The 14,976-nt window shown below is 66.0% G+C and carries 9 protein-coding genes; 8 read left to right on the forward strand and 1 reads right to left on the reverse strand.

Going from position 1 to position 14,976, the window contains the following annotated elements:
* Positions 1 to 63: 63 nt before the first annotated feature.
* The 8 genes from WGH93_RS08335 (at position 64) to WGH93_RS08370 (ending at position 13,459) form a co-directional block, all read left to right on the forward strand.
* Entirely contained in the window at positions 64 to 2,493 is a 2,430-nt protein-coding gene (locus WGH93_RS08335) for a calcium-binding protein (RefSeq protein ID WP_374764418.1), read from the forward strand.
* 520 nt (positions 2,494 to 3,013) lie between these two features.
* Positions 3,014 to 3,577 carry a dTDP-4-dehydrorhamnose 3,5-epimerase gene (gene rfbC / locus WGH93_RS08340; RefSeq protein WP_374764419.1) on the forward strand — a complete coding sequence of 188 codons (564 nt, stop codon included), beginning with the start codon at positions 3,014 to 3,016 and terminating at the stop codon, positions 3,575 to 3,577.
* 35 nt (positions 3,578 to 3,612) lie between these two features.
* Positions 3,613 to 4,677 carry a dTDP-glucose 4,6-dehydratase gene (rfbB, locus tag WGH93_RS08345; protein WP_374764420.1) on the forward strand — a complete coding sequence of 355 codons (1,065 nt, stop codon included), beginning with the start codon at positions 3,613 to 3,615 and terminating at the stop codon, positions 4,675 to 4,677.
* Between the two features lie 50 nt (positions 4,678 to 4,727).
* Positions 4,728 to 5,636 carry a dTDP-4-dehydrorhamnose reductase gene (gene rfbD / locus WGH93_RS08350; protein WP_374764421.1) on the forward strand — a complete coding sequence of 303 codons (909 nt, stop codon included), beginning with the start codon at positions 4,728 to 4,730 and terminating at the stop codon, positions 5,634 to 5,636.
* Between the two features lie 86 nt (positions 5,637 to 5,722).
* Positions 5,723 to 6,607 (forward strand): glucose-1-phosphate thymidylyltransferase RfbA, encoded by an 885-nt coding sequence (gene rfbA, locus WGH93_RS08355; RefSeq protein ID WP_374764422.1) that lies wholly within the window; start codon positions 5,723 to 5,725, stop codon positions 6,605 to 6,607.
* A gap of 67 nt (positions 6,608 to 6,674) precedes the next feature.
* Positions 6,675 to 9,302 (forward strand): glycosyltransferase, encoded by a 2,628-nt coding sequence (locus WGH93_RS08360; RefSeq protein WP_374764423.1) that lies wholly within the window; start codon positions 6,675 to 6,677, stop codon positions 9,300 to 9,302.
* The gene (locus WGH93_RS08365; protein WP_374764424.1) at positions 9,299 to 12,679 is read left to right on the forward strand and encodes a rhamnosyltransferase WsaF family glycosyltransferase; all 3,381 of its coding nucleotides are present in this window, start codon (positions 9,299 to 9,301) and stop codon (positions 12,677 to 12,679) included. The genes WGH93_RS08360 and WGH93_RS08365 overlap by 4 nt, the downstream gene beginning before the upstream one ends.
* A 54-nt stretch (positions 12,680 to 12,733) precedes the next feature.
* On the forward strand, positions 12,734 to 13,459 hold the full coding sequence (locus tag WGH93_RS08370; RefSeq protein WP_374764425.1) for a sulfotransferase family 2 domain-containing protein: 726 nt from the start codon (positions 12,734 to 12,736) through the stop codon (positions 13,457 to 13,459).
* Positions 13,460 to 13,481: 22 nt separating this feature from the next.
* On the opposite strand, the gene WGH93_RS08375 is transcribed toward WGH93_RS08370, so the two are convergent.
* Complete coding sequence (locus WGH93_RS08375; protein WP_374764426.1) at positions 13,482 to 14,966, reverse strand: Stf0 family sulfotransferase; 1,485 nt, start codon at positions 14,964 to 14,966, stop codon at positions 13,482 to 13,484.
* Positions 14,967 to 14,976: the final 10 nt, after the last annotated feature.

Raw genomic sequence — 14,976 nt, forward strand, 5'->3', positions numbered from 1 at the left:
GCCATGGCAAGCGGCGTGTGCGCCGCGACGCCAACAGGAAATAAACAAGAAAACGGGTGCGTGATGGTGGAAAGAACCGGCAGCAACGGCGCGGACAGCCTGTCCGGCGGCAATGGCGACGATCTGATCCGGGGGCTGGGCGGCGATGATACCCTTTCCGGTCTCGGCGGCGCGGACAATATCGCCGCGGGCGACGGCGACGACGTGATAAACGGCGGCCCCGGCAGCGACACGCTGGACGGCGGCGCCGGGCGCGATCTGTTGGCCCATGCGGATGCGTCGGCGGGCGTGTCGGTGGACCTGCTTCAGGGCACTGGCCGGTTTTCCGACGCAGCGGGCGACGTGCTTTTCCGCATCGAGGATCTGAGCGGCAGCGCCCATGACGACAGCCTGTCGGGCGACAGCAGCGATAATCGGCTGATCGGGCTGGGCGGCAATGACAGTCTGGTGGGCCGGGGCGGCGACGACAGCCTGATCGGCGGCGCGGGGGACGACACCCTGCGCCCGGATGCGGGCCGCGACCATCTGGATGGCGGCAGCGGCACCGATACCGCCACCTTCGCCGCCCGCGATCAGGCGCTGGTGGTGGATTTGCGGCAGGGCGCCATGTATCTGGCCGCCGATGGGCCGGATGGCGGTTCCCGCCTGACGGGCGTGGAAAACATTGCCGGTGGCCGGGCCGAGGACACCCTGTTCGGAAACGGGGCCGACAACAGGATCACCGGCGGCGGCAATGACGATCTGCTGGCGGCCTTTGGCGGGCGTGACACCCTGGCCGGCGAGGCGGGCGCGGACGAATTGCGCGGCGGCGGCGATGATGACAGCCTGACCGGCGGCAATGGCGACGACACCCTGATGGGTCAGACCGGCGCCGACACGCTGCACGGCGGTACGGGCAGCGACAAGTTGCGGGCCGGCTTCGGTGACGACACGCTGAATGGCGGCACTGGCGCGGACCTGCTGCGCGGCAATGCCGGCGACGACACGCTGAATGGTGGCGGCGGAAACGACACCCTGTTCGGCGGGCCGGGCGCCGACCTGTTCATTGGCGGCGGCGGCGCGGGCGACCGGGTTAGCTTCAACGACCAGTCCAGCGGTGTGTTGCTGGATGTGGCGCACCCGTCGGAAAGCCTTGGCTCGGCCACGGGGGACCGGTTCCGGGACATTGCGATCATTCAGGGATCACCCTTTCGGGATACCCTGACCGGTGGCGCCAATGACGACCGGTTCCAGGGCGCCGACGGCGATGACGGCCTGTTCGGGCGCGACGGTGATGACCTGCTGGGCGGCGATGGCGGCGATGACAGCCTGGTGGGCGGCGCCGGTCGGGATACACTTCGGGGTGGCATCGGCAGCGATCTCGGCTTTGGCGGCGGCGGTAATGACAGCCTGTCCGGCGCGGCGGGGGCCGATACGCTCTGGGCGGGCGGTGGCAATGATGACCTGACCGGCGGCGCCGGGCGCGACATGCTGGGCGGCGGCGACGGCGCCGATACGCTGGCGGGGGGCGACGGGGTGGACCGGATTTTCGCGGGCAGCGGCAACGATCTGGCCCTTGGCGGCAATGGCGATGATGAACTGTTCGGCGGCGACGGCGCGGATACGTTGCTGGGCGCGGCAAATGACGACAGCCTGTTCGGCGGCGATGGCGGCGACAGCCTTGTGGGGGACGCAGGGATCGACCGGCTGCGCGGCAATGACGGCGACGATACGCTGACAGGCGGCGATGCGCAGGACTTCCTGTTCGGCCAATTGGGCGACGATGTGCTGCTGGGCGGCAACGGCAATGACCGATTCTGGGCGGGTATGGGCGATGACAGCCTGTCCGGCGAAGACGGCGATGACCTGCTGCGCGGCGGCCTGGGGAATGACAGTCTCACAGGCGGGGCGGGCGCGGACACCTTGCGCGGCATGGAAGACAACGACAATCTGGCCGGGGGCGACGAGGCCGACAGCCTGGCCGGGCAGGCGGGCGGCGATACACTCGCGGGCAATGCGGGCGGCGATACGCTCGACGGCGGCGATGGCGCGGATCTGCTGTTCGGCAATTCGGATGCGGATTTTCTCTTTGCCGGGGCCGGGGCGGACACGCTTTCCGGCGGCACGGGCGACGACCAGGTCAATGGCGAAGCCGGAAACGACCTGGTGCGCGGCGGCACGGGCGACGACATCGTGCGCGGCCAGCGCGGCGACGATACCCTGGAAGGGGGCGCGGGCGCGGACACCCTCACCGGCGGCGCTGGCGGCGACACCTTCGTGTTCGCGGCGGGCTCGGGAACCGATGTGATCACCGATATGAACGCCGATGCGGACAGCCTGGACCTGACCGCCGCAAGCGCCGGTTTCGCCGCCACATCGGATGTGGTGGCCGCAGCTTCCCCCACCACACAGGGCGGTGTGGACGGCCTTTTGCTGGACTTGGGCGGCGGCGACACGGTGTTCCTGGAAAACATGGACCTGGTGCTGCTCTCACAGGTCGCCATCCTGCTCTGAGGATGGGGGCTTTATTCGATCTCACGGCAGTTCGCTCACGCGAACGCCTCCGATGGGGCGGCAAACCATTGCCGGGCCGCGGTCGCGGCCTGCGACCGGCACGCCAACACCAGGGGCACGCCGGTCGGTATTCGATCTCACGGCAGTTCGCTCACGCGAACGCCTCCGATGGGGCGGCAAACCATTGCCGGGCCGCGGTCGCGGCCTGCGACCGGCACGCCAACACCAGGGGGCACGCCGGTCGGTATTCGATCTCACGGCAGTTCACTCAAACGAACGCCTCCGATGGGGCGGCAAACCATTGCCGGGCCGCGGTCGCGGCCTGCGACCGGCACGCCAACACCAGGGGCACGCCGGTCGGTATTCGATCTCACGGCAGTTCACTCAAACGAACGCCTCCGATGGGGCCTTGCGCACTCAACGCCCCCTCGACAGGCGCGGCCAAAGCTTTATAAAAGCGGGTCGGGGCCCGGCACCAACCAGGCCGGGGAATATGCGTCTCAATCAAGGGCAGACTATCATGCAGGTGGAAAAACTGGCGCTGGACGGGGCGTTCGTGCTCACGCCCAAGCGCTTCGGCGACGCGCGCGGTTTCTTTTCCGAAACCTATAACAAGCGCGCCTTCGATGCCGCCGTGGGGCCGGTGGACTTCGTGCAGGACAATCACAGCCTGTCCCGCGATGCGGGCGTGCTGCGCGGCCTGCATTTCCAGACCCCGCCGCACGCACAGGCCAAGCTGGTGCGCGTGCCGCGTGGCCGGGTGCTGGACGTGATCGTGGATTTGCGCGGCGGCTCCCCCACCTATGGCCAGCACGCAGCGGTGGAGCTGAGCGGCGAGAACTGGAAGCAGCTTTTCGTGCCCGAAGGCTTCGCCCACGCCTTTCTGACGCTGGAGCCGGACAGCGAGTTCTGCTACAAGGTGACCGATTTCTACGCCCCGGATCATGACAGCGGCCTGCGCTTTGACGACCCGGATCTCGCCATTGACTGGCCCATGCCGTTGGCGGACATCACCCTGTCGGACAAGGACCGGGCATTGCCTGCCTTCAGGGACTTCAAAAGCCCGTTCACCTATCAGCCCTGATATTTCAACCCTGACATCATCAGCCGAGGTTTGCCATGAGCGCTCATACCCCCGCCCTGTCCGGCCCCATTCTCGTCACCGGCGGCGCCGGATTCATCGGCTCGGCGGTCTGCCGCCATCTGGTGAAAAGCGGCGTGCCGGTGGTGAATGTGGACAAGCTCACCTATGCGGGCACGCTCACCTCGCTCAAGGAGGTTGAGGACAGCCCCCTTTATGCCTTCGAGCAAGCGGATATCTGCGACGCGGACGCCATGGCCCGCATCTTCGCCGCGCACAGGCCGCGCGGTGTGATGCATCTGGCGGCGGAAAGTCATGTGGACCGGTCCATCACCGGCGCGGCGGACTTTATCCAGAGCAACATCACCGGCACTTTCATCCTGCTGGAAGCCGCGCGGGATTATTTCAACGAGCTGGACGCGGACGGTCAGGGCGCCTTCCGCTTTCTTCATGTCTCCACGGACGAAGTATATGGCGAACTGGGCGACACGGGCCTGTTCACGGAAGAAACGCCCTATGCGCCGCGCTCCCCCTATTCCGCCAGCAAGGCCAGCGCCGACCATCTGGCGCTTGCCTGGCACGCCACCTATGGCCTGCCGGTGGTGGTGTCCAACTGCTCCAACAATTACGGCCCCTATCACCTGCCGGAAAAGCTGATTCCGCTGATGATCCTGAACGCGCTGGACGGGCGGCCCCTGCCGGTGTACGGCGACGGCTCCAATGTGCGGGACTGGCTCTATGTGGACGATCACGCCCGCGCCCTTCATCTGATCTGGGCCGAGGGGCGGCTGGGCGAAAAATACAATGTGGGGGGCCGCAACGAGCGCACCAATCTTCAGGTGGTGCACCGCATCTGCGACGCGCTGGACCGGCTGCGCCCCAAAGACGACGGCAGTTACCGCGACCAGATCAGCTTCGTGACGGACAGGCCCGGCCACGACGCCCGTTATGCCATCGACGCCTCCAAGCTGGAGGGCGAACTGGGCTGGCGGGCCGAGGAATCCTTCGAGACCGGCATCGACAAGACCATCCAGTGGTATCTGGACAATGACTGGTGGTGGCAGCCGCTGCGCCAGCACGCGCAGGAACGGCGCGGCCTGTAGGGGAAAAGCACCGGTTGAACACCCACTGACACACCGCCGAGGGGGGACATATGCATCGTATCGCCATTATCGGAAAGCAGGGTCAGGTGGCCCGATCGCTCGCCGAAGCCGCCCCGGCCCATGGCCTTGAGGCTGTCTTTCTGGCCCGGCCCGCGCTGGACCTGGCCCGGCTGACACCCGCGCAAAGCCCGGCGCTGACGGACATGCTGGCCGGGCTGGGCGTGGATGCGGTGATCAATGCCGCCGCCTATACCAATGTGGACGGCGCGGAGGGCGACGAGGCCACGGCCACCACTGTCAACGCCACCGGAACCGCCGTTCTGGCGGATGTGGCGGCACGGCTGAACGTGCCTTTCCTGCACATTTCCACCGACTATGTGTTCGACGGCAGCAAGCCCGGCGCTTATGTGGAGCATGATCCGGTGGCCCCCATGGGCGCCTATGGCCGCTCCAAGCTGGCGGGGGAGCGGGCCGTAAGGGCCGCCAATCCGCATGCCTTCATCTTTCGCACCGCCTGGGTTTACAGCCCGTTCGGGAAAAACTTTCTGAAAACCATGCTGCGGCTGGCGGCGAACCGGGACGAACTGGGCGTGGTGGCGGATCAGCACGGCAATCCCACCTATGCCCCCGCCATTGCGGACGGGCTGCTGGCCGTGCTGGCGGCGCTGCCGGAAAGCGGCTGGCAGAAACGGGCCGGGCTGTATCACATGACCGCGACGGGGGACGCCACATGGCACGCCTTCGCCGAGGCCATTTTCGACGAGGCCGCCCGCTTCGGCCATCCGCGCCCCGCCGTGAAGGCGCTGACCACCGCCGATTTTCCCACACCCGCCGCGCGCCCCGCCAATTCGCGGCTGAACAGTGCGCGCCTGGAAAGCACCTTTGGCGTACGGCTGCCCCACTGGCGGCTGAGCACACGGGCCTGCGTGCGCCGCCTTTTCCACCAAGGCGGGCTTTGATCCGGCGCGCGCTTTGGGCTAAGGCTTGAAGCCGGACAGGCAAAGACCGGGGCGCCGGGGCGCGCCACAGTGTAACAGGGGGTTTCATGAAGGGTATCATTCTGGCGGGCGGCAAGGGCACGCGGCTCTATCCCATCACCAAGTCGATCAGCAAGCAGTTGCTGCCGATCTATGACAAGCCGATGATCTATTACCCCCTCAGCACGCTGATGCTGGCGGGCATTCGGGAAATCCTGATCATTTCCAGCCCGGAACATCTGCCGCTCTATGAAGACCTGCTGGGCGACGGCAGCCAATGGGGCATCCGGCTGGAATACCGCGTTCAGGAAGAACCCAACGGCCTGGCGGAAGCCTTCCTGATCGGGGAGAGCTTCATCAATGGGGAGCCCTGCGCGCTGGCGCTGGGCGACAACATCTTTTATGCGGCGGGCTTCACCCAGTATCTGCAACAGGCCAGCACGGTAACGAACGGCGCCTATGTGTTCGCCTATCAGGTGGGCGACCCCGGCGCCTTCGGCGTGGTGGAAGTGGACAGCACCGGCAAGGCCCTGTCGATTGAGGAAAAGCCCGCCAACCCCAAAAGCAATCTGGCGGTGACGGGGCTGTATTTCTACGACCACAAAGTGGTGGACATCGCCAGAACGGTGAAGCCCAGCGACCGCGGCGAGCTGGAGATCACCGCCGTGAACGACGCCTATCTCAAGGCCGGGACGCTGAACGTGATCAGCCTGCAACGGGGCACCGCCTGGCTGGATACGGGCACGGTGGACAATCTGCTGTCCGCCAGCCAGTTCGTGCAGACCATCGAGGCACGCCAGGGCCTGAAGATCGCCTGCCCGGAAGAAGTGGCCTGGCGATCCGGCTTCATCACGGGCCGGCAGTTGAAGGCCATCGCGGATGGTTACAAGAACAGTTACGGGGATTATCTGGCTGGCCTGCTGCGCTATGGCCCCATGGATTCGGACCTGTAGCAACGGATCGGCTGCCGCCCCTGCCTGATCGATGTGTGCGGGCGGCCCCTGCATCAAGGAACGCGGTGTGAAGGCACTCGGCGGCAAACGGTTGAAACAGGCGGATGCACAAGCCCTGCTGATGCTGGTGCTTGGCCGCCTGCCCACCGGCCCGGCGGACACAGCCCCCCTGCTGAAACAGCCCCCGCGCGCCGCCCTGCGTGCGCTGGTCAATCGTCCGCTTTATCGCCATGAAGTGCTGCCCCATTTGATGAGTGGCCGCCATGTGCCGCATCTGGGCCTGCCGCGGGAAACTTTCCGCACCGTGCGGCGCCGCGCGGCACACCTGCTCGCCGCCCGCCACCGCCGCACCACGCGCCGACGGCTGGCCTTTGCGGAAAGCTGGCCCGATCTGCTGCGGGCGGCATATGAAACCCGCCCGCTCAGGCGGGCCTTTCTGGACCGGTTCACCGCGCTGGACGGGCCGCAGGGCGCGGCGGAGCGGTTGGAACAGGTGGTCGCCGCCCTTGGCCGCCTGGCCAGAACGCGCAAGCCGGGCCTGGTGGCCGAGATCGAAGCGGTTCAGGGCCACCATGTGCGCGGATGGGCGGTGGACGAAAACCGCCCCGACCAACCGGTTTCCCTGCTGTTCATGCTGAACGGGGTACTGGCCGGAACGGTGCGCGCGGATGGCTTCCGCCGCGACATTCAGGACCGTTTCGGCGGCAGCGGCACCTTTGGCTTCGAACAGGATGTGAGCCTGCCCCCGGCGCTGATGAGCGCACGCAGCCTGACCCTGTCCGTGCTGGAAGCCACCACCGGCCTGCCCGTCTGCCCGCCGGTCACGCTTTATGGCGACATGGCGGCACCGCTGGCCCATACGCAAAGACTGGTGCACCGGCTGGAACGGCTGGGCGCCACGCTTGCAGCCCGCACAGACGGGAAGACGGCTCCCCTCGCCCAAGAGATCCGGGACACGCTGAACCGGCTGGAAAAGCGCCTGCCCCGCGCCAGCCAGTTTGCCGCTTTCCCGCTGGAAAATTTCGACCTGTTCGCCGCCTGCCACGGCCCCGGCACACCGCCGGAGGAACCGGGCCCGCCCAAGGCAGACAGCCCCGCCATTCTGCTGGTGGGGCCGCCGACGGAAACCGACGCGGCCCGCGCCCGGCTGACCGATCAGACCCGCCCTCCCGGCACGGTCATCCCGGTTCCCGACGGGCCGGGCCTGGCCGAGCGGGCCGGGCAAGCCCTGGCGGACCAGCCGCAGGATGCCCCGATCATGCTGTTGCGGGCCGGGGACCGGCTGGCCGCGCCCGCCTGTGACTGGATGGCCCGCATGGTCGCCCGCGTGCCCGACTCAGGCGAAGCGCTGATCACCGCCGACCATGACCGTTTGGCATCCGTCGGCGAAGATCATGCCGACCCTGGCTTCAAGCCGCTGTGGCCGGATCGGGACATGCTGATGGCGCGGGACCCTTACGGCCCGGCGCTGGCCTTCACGCCCGCCCTGCTCGCCCGCATATCGGGAACGGATGCGGTTGAAAGCGCGGCGGGCCTGGCCTTTGCCCTGATGCTGGCGGCGCCGGATGGCCACTGGCACCATTGCCCGGAACGCCTGTGGCATTTCACCGGGCCGCCCCGCGCGCCGCACGCGGAACGTGCGGCGCTGCTGAACGCGCATTTCAAGGACGGGGGCCGCGCTGTCAGCATAACCCCGTGGGACTGCCCCCTGTCCGGCCCGGTGGACGACGCGCTGGATGTGCGCCCTGCCGCGCCGGACGGGCACACGCTCAGCATCATCATCCCCACCCGCAACGGGCTGGATCTACTCGCCCCCTGCCTGGACAGCCTGTGGGCCACGGCCAGCGGCACGGTGGCGCTGGATGTGATCATCATGGACAATGGCTCGGACGATCCGGCCACGCTGGACTGGCTGCAAAAGGCGGAACAGGATGGCCGCGCCCGTATCATCCGGGATGACAGGCCCTTCAACTGGTCGGCCCTGAACAATGCGGGCGCCGAGGCCGCGCACGGGGATATGCTGCTGTTCCTGAACAATGACACCGTGGCGCTCAGCCGGGACTGGGACCGGCAGGTGGTGGCGCAATTATCCCGCCAGAATGTGGGCGCGGTGGGGGCGCGCCTGCTCTATGAAGACGGCAGCCTGCAACATGCCGGGCTGGTGCTGTACCCCACGGGCGTGGCGGCCCATGAAGGCGCGGGCGACCGGGTGGAGGACGGCCTGTACCGGCAGCGCACCCGCCTGCCCCATGCCACCGCCGCCGTCACGGGCGCCTTCCTGGCCTGCCGCAAGGGGGACTTTCAGGCGCTTGGCGGGTTCGATGCCGACCATCTGGCGGTATCCTTCAATGATGTGGATTTCTGCCTGCGGCTGACGGAACGGGGGCTGGTGGCGATCTATGATCCGCGCATCACCTTCAATCACCTGGAAAGCAAAAGCCGGGGCTATGACTTTCAGGCCAGCGACAAGGCCGCCCGCGCCGCCGGGGAGCGCACCTGGATGGAACAGCACTGGCACCACCGCCTAGCCATGGACCCGTATTACCCACCGGTCTTCGTGCGCCGGGGTCAGCCCTTCGCGCTTATGGCGCCGCCGACGCGGGCACGCATGGCACAGGCCATTGACACCGCCGCACCGAGCGCCCAAAAGGCAGGAAATGAAGGGGTCAACCGCGCGGGTGGAGATGGGGCATGACGGGGGACGACAGAACCATTATCCGGCAAAGCGGGCTGTTCGACCGGGACTGGTACCTTGAGGCCAATCCCGATGTGTCCGACGGGGGCATGGACCCGCTGACCCATTATCTGCGCTATGGCGAAGCGGAAGGCCGCCGCCCCAACCCCTTTTTCGACCCGGATTATTACAAGCGCGCCTTTCGCTGGCGCAAGCCGAAGGGCGCCCTGCTGGCCCATTATACGCGCAAGGGCTGGCGCAAGGGGATCGACCCGTCCCGCGAATTCAGCCTGCGGCACTATATGAAAGCCTATCCCGATGTGGCCGACGCGGGCGTGGAACCGCTGGCGCATTTTCTGGCCCATGGCATGGCGGAAGGGCGCCAGCGCTTCGATGCAAAAAGCGGTCTGGCCCGCGCCGCAGGCGCCAGCCCGGTGGATGAACGCAGCCTGAGCGAAGACCAGCGCCAGCGCTATGACGCCATCAGGGAAAGCGGCCTGTTCGATGACGGCTTCTACCTGTCCCACCATCAGGACCTGAGGGGCAAAAGCCTGGACGCGCTGGCCCATTATGTGATGACGGGCAGCGGCGAAGGGCGCTGGCCCAACCCCTATTTCGACCCGGCCTGGTACCGCCGCACCCATATGCGCACCGACAGCACGCTGGAACCGCTGCTGCATTATGCCCGCTTCGGTACCGACCCGGACTTGATGCCCAGCCTGCGTTTCGACAGCCGCGCCTATGTGACGGACCACCCGAAAGCGGCGGACAGCGGCATGACCCCGCTTGGCTTTCACCTGAACCGGGGGCGCAAACTTGGCTACAAGGTGAAAAGCCTGGTGGACAGCAAGGGCCTGACCGCCCGCCAGCGGGAGACCTATAACGCCATCAAGGCCACCGGCCTGTTCGACGAGGCCTGGTATCGCCGCGCGCACCCGGACCTGAAAGACAGCAAGCTGGATCTGCTGGCCCATTATGTGGTGGCGGGCACGGACGAAGGGCGCCGCCCCAACGCCTATTTCGACACCGGCTGGTATGCCACCCGCTTCCTGCCCGCCGCGAGCGGCGAGGCGGATGACAGCGACGAGACGGGCGATGCCACGCCCCACCCGCTGGTGCATTATGCCGAGACCGGCTGGCGTTACGGCTTTCCGCCAAGCCCGGAATTCAGCGGCGCCGCCTATCTGCGTGAAAACCCGGACGTGGCCGAGGCGGGCATGAACCCGCTGAAGCATTTTCTGAAATTCGGCGAAAAGGAAGGCCGCCGCTGCCCCACCGGGGACGGCGAAGGCACCCTCGTTCCGGCCAGCCCGGACAGCAGGCTGCCCATGGAGGCCAATCTTCGGGGCATGGTGGACCAGCCACGCAATGCGCTTGCGCCGCGGTCGGACAGCTTCGACAGCCGCGCGCTGCACCTGCACTGGGTGATGCCGGATTTCGCCCGTGGCGGCGGCGGACACATGACCATTTTCCGCACCCTGCACCGGCTTGAGCTGAAAGGGCACCGGATCACGGTATGGATCAACAATCCGAACCTGCACGAAAGCGAAAACAGCGCCTATGACGATGTGGTCAAGCATTTCCGCCATCTGAAAGGGGATGTGCGCTTTATCGAAGGCGACCTGTCCCACATTGCCGGGGACGCCGTGGTGGCCACGGACTGCTGGTCCGTCTGGCCCGCGCTGAGCGCCACCAATGTGCATCGACGCTTCTATTTCGTGCAGGACTTCGAGCCCTATTTTCACCCCATGGGCACGCATTATCTGGCCGCCGAGGCCACCTATCGCCAGGATCTGGACTGCCTGTGCGCCAGCCCCTGGCTCGCCGACATGGTGCGGGAAAAATATGGCCGCTGGGCCACCCATTTCTGGCTCGCCGCCGACCCGGACATCTATTACCCGCCCGAAGAGCCGCGCCGGAACGACGTGCCGCGCATCGCCGTTTATGCCCGCCATTTCACCCCGCGCCGGGTGGTGGAAATGGCCATGCTGGCGCTGGAAACGCTGGCCCGGCGCGGCGTGGCCTTCGAGGTGGACTTTTTCGGCGCGCCGCTGGATTTCACGGTGGCGCCCTTCCCTTTCCGCGACCACGGCGTGGCGGACGCCGAAGCGCTGGCGGACCTGTTCCGCACGGCGGATGTGGGCATGGTATTCTCGGCCACCAATTATTCGCTGGTGCCACAGGAAATGATGGCCTGCGGCCTGCCCTTGCTGGAACTGGACGGGGCGAACACCCGCGCCATCTTCCCCGATAATGCCGTGACCCTGGCCGCGCCGGACCCGCTGGCCATCACCGATGCACTCGCCGCCCTGCTGGCGGACCCGGACAGGCGCGCGGCACAGGCACAAGCGGCGCTGGACTGGGTGAGGCAGTTCAGTTGGGATCAGGCGGCGGACATCGTGGAAGACGCCATCATCCAGCGCATCGGCGAAAACGCGACCGACCGTGCCGCCGCGCCGGGCGCGCCCGCGCTGATCGGGGAAAAGCCCCATGCCTCGGTGGTGATCCCCACCCTGAATGCCGGGCCGGTGCTGGACAGCGTGCTGGACGCGGTGCAGGCGCAGGAAGCCCCCTTTGCCCATGACGTGCTGGTGATCGACAGCGGCTCCACCGACGGCACGCTGGACAAGGTGAAAAGCCGGGGCATCCGCCTGCACCAGATCCACAAGGCGGATTTCAACCACGGGGACACCCGCAATCTGGGCGTGGAACTGACGGACGGCGATTTCGTCGCCTTCCTTACCCATGACGCCCTGCCCAAGGGGCGGGACTGGCTGTTCAACATCGTCACCGCGCTGGAACATTTCGGGGAGCAGGCGGGCGGCGCCTTTGGCAAACATCTGGCCTGGTGGGACGCGGACCCCTTCACCAGGCGGGACATGACGCGCCATTTCCGTGGCTTCGATCAACACCCGGTTTTCCTGACCAGAGACAGCGACCCGGAACGCTATGCACTGGACGAAAGCTGGCGCCAGTTGCTGCATTTCTACAGCGACAACAACAGTTGCCTGCGCCGCAGCGTGTGGGAAAAGGTGCCCATGCGCCGCACCAAATTCGGCGAGGATCAGCTATTCGCCCACGACCTGATCGAAGCGGGCTATGGCCGCGTCTATGCCCCCCAGGCGGTGGTCTGGCACAGCCATGATTACGGGCCGGAGGAAACTTTTGAGCGCACGCGCACGGAAAGCGCCTTTTTCCGGCATTTCTTCGGCTACCGGCTGATGAAGAACGCGGAAACGCTGGAAAAAACGCTGACGGCGCTGAACGCCGAGGACCGGGATTATGCCGCGCGCCACGGCCTGTCGGATGATGTGCTGGAAAGACGGCTGACCAACAATGAAGCGCGCCTGAAGGGCCTGCTGGCGGGCGCGGAGGCCGACACCACGGACATGTTCTAATCCAGTCCCGGAACACTTTTCCCAGCAATAACAAACAGGACCTTCGGACCCAGCATGAGCAGTTACCGCCAGATCATCGAACATCACGGACACCCCAAGGCCAACAGCTATATCTTCATCTCGCTGAAGAACAAATATGTCTGGTTCAAGAACCCCAAGGTGATGTCCTCCACTCTAGCCGCCACCCTGCAATCGCTTGAAATCCAGGACCTGCCGGGCCGGGAAATCCCGCCACACCCGGAAATCCAGTGCTGTGTTCACGTCAAGCCCTATCAACTGACCGAAGCCCGCAACAACCAGATCTACGGGGGCCCGCTGTTCAGGAAATTCGCCTTTGTGCGCAATCCTTATGCCCGACTGGTCTCCGCTTACAAAGACAAGGTGGAACGAAACGAGGCGGACAAGCGCAACATCCTCACCTTTTCCACCAACCCGGATAAGACATTTGAACGCCCGGTATCGTTCGAGGAATTCATCGAAACCATCCACGCCATGCCGGTGCGGCGCATGAACCGGCACTGGGAGCCACAGGTTTACACCACCTGCGCCCACTGGGTGAAACTGGATTTCGTGGGCAAGATCGAAAACGCCAATGACGATCTGAAAGCGCTGGAAACGCTGACCGGGATCGATCTGTCCGCTAATCTGATCGACCACCGCCCCCACCGCACCGGCGGCAAGACTCCGTGGCAGGATTATTACACCCCGGAGTTGAAACAGATGGTCATGGAAACCTATGCGGCCGATTTCGAAACCTTCGGCTATGATACGGACTTCTAAGGGGCCGCCCAGACCAGGCCCGTCACGAGAAACCGGCGCTGGCCGCATCCCGCACGAAGCGGGCCTTCCAATCCGCATTGTGTTCATTGGCAAGCCTGACCATGCGGCGCGCCTTTTTCGGCGGCGCCGCCGGCAGCCCGGCCAACCGGCCCAGCAGGTCCAGATGCGCCATATGCAGGTCATCCGCCACATCTTCATAGATCAGGCGCGACGGCGTGATCCCGTTCGCCTCGAAGAAATGTTCCCAAAGCGCGTTTTCCCGCCGAATAGCCAGAACATGCGCCTTGATCCGCTCAAAATCATACACCGCCTGCGTATTGTAATTGCGGTCATAACCATGCGCCACATGACCCGCGAAATGAGGATCGTCGGGCTTGCCCGTCGCGTGCTGAATACCGGTCTGCTCCGCCATGGCGCGTGAAACCGCCTGGGCCACCTGATCCCGCCTGACCAGATAGACCCATGCCGCATCCTGAAACGCCGCCGCCAGCCACCGATGGTCGGGCGTGGGGGCAGCGCCCCCGCCCAGACAGGCATCCACCGCATCCATCTGATCCGCCATCAGTTTTGCCGCCATCACGCCATTATCGCTGCTGGCCTGCTCGCACAGGCGCACCAGTTCCTCCTGCCAGCCCCTGTCCGACTGCGCCGGGTTCCAGCCAAGGAACCACTCTTTCGGTCGGCCCAGAACACCGCTGTTGCGCATGTCTTCCACAATCATGGTGGAGCCGCAACGCTGGGTGGCGCACAGCATCAGCCGGGCTTTGGCCTTGCGCGCCGTGCCTTCCTGTCCGGCCTGCATGGTCGGGCTGCCATGCGCCTGTTTAGCTGGGCCGCCATGCGGCAGGGGGGTATCCAGAACCGTCTGCACCGCCGCCCGGTCCATGGTCTCGCCCAGTGCCTGGAACAGCGGTGCCAGCGCCGCCGCATCGTCGCGGTAGTCCTCATACTGAACATGGCTGGTGGCACCCGGATGGGCGGCGGCATAGTCCCGGTACCAGCCGTCCCATTTGGCGACCCATTCTTCCACATCCGCGGGGTCTTCCTTCTGCCAGAAGGCCGACCGGGCCACGTCTGCCCCCCGGCGGCTGTTGAACAGGATATGGGCGCCGGGAAAGAAGCGGCGGATGAAATCGAGGAAAGCATCGAACTCCGCCTGTCCATGCACCTCATGATAGCGCACTTCCTTGAAGCCCAGTATGCGGGTGCCCCCGGCGGGCCTGAGCACGGTGCGCACGAAACCGTCCACCAGGCTGGCGCCGAAGGCATCCGGGTCGAAGCCATCCATGCCGTACCAGGGGCTGGCGGGGCCGGTATCCCCCGCCGCGTGCCTGCCATGCCCGCGCGCGGCCCGCTTCCAGGCACGAAAGAGCGGCAGCAGCAGATTGTTGTTCTCACCCCGGATGCAGGCGCCCGGCAGGGTCTGCAACACCGCCTGCAACAGGGTGGAGCCGGATCGGCCATAGGTGACGATGAAGACCGTCTTGTCCACGTTGTCCAGCATCATGCGCGCCTCC

This window comes from Yunchengibacter salinarum, assembly GCF_037658235.1.
In the GTDB taxonomy this organism is placed as follows: domain Bacteria; phylum Pseudomonadota; class Alphaproteobacteria; order Sphingomonadales; family Kordiimonadaceae; genus Yunchengibacter; species Yunchengibacter salinarum.

Bases quoted from the DNA above. Each gene is read 5' to 3' on its own strand.
- WGH93_RS08335 (WP_374764418.1), top strand. From the start codon at position 64: ATGGTGGAAAGAACCGGCAGCAACGGCGCGGACAGCCTGTCCGGCGGC.
- rfbC (WP_374764419.1), top strand. From the start codon at position 3,014: ATGCAGGTGGAAAAACTGGCGCTGGACGGGGCGTTCGTGCTCACGCCC.
- rfbB (WP_374764420.1), top strand. From the start codon at position 3,613: ATGAGCGCTCATACCCCCGCCCTGTCCGGCCCCATTCTCGTCACCGGC.
- rfbD (WP_374764421.1), top strand. From the start codon at position 4,728: ATGCATCGTATCGCCATTATCGGAAAGCAGGGTCAGGTGGCCCGATCG.
- rfbA (WP_374764422.1), top strand. From the start codon at position 5,723: ATGAAGGGTATCATTCTGGCGGGCGGCAAGGGCACGCGGCTCTATCCC.
- WGH93_RS08365 (WP_374764424.1), top strand. From the start codon at position 9,299: ATGACGGGGGACGACAGAACCATTATCCGGCAAAGCGGGCTGTTCGAC.
- WGH93_RS08370 (WP_374764425.1), top strand. From the start codon at position 12,734: ATGAGCAGTTACCGCCAGATCATCGAACATCACGGACACCCCAAGGCC.
- WGH93_RS08375 (WP_374764426.1), bottom strand. From the start codon at position 14,966: ATGATGCTGGACAACGTGGACAAGACGGTCTTCATCGTCACCTATGGC.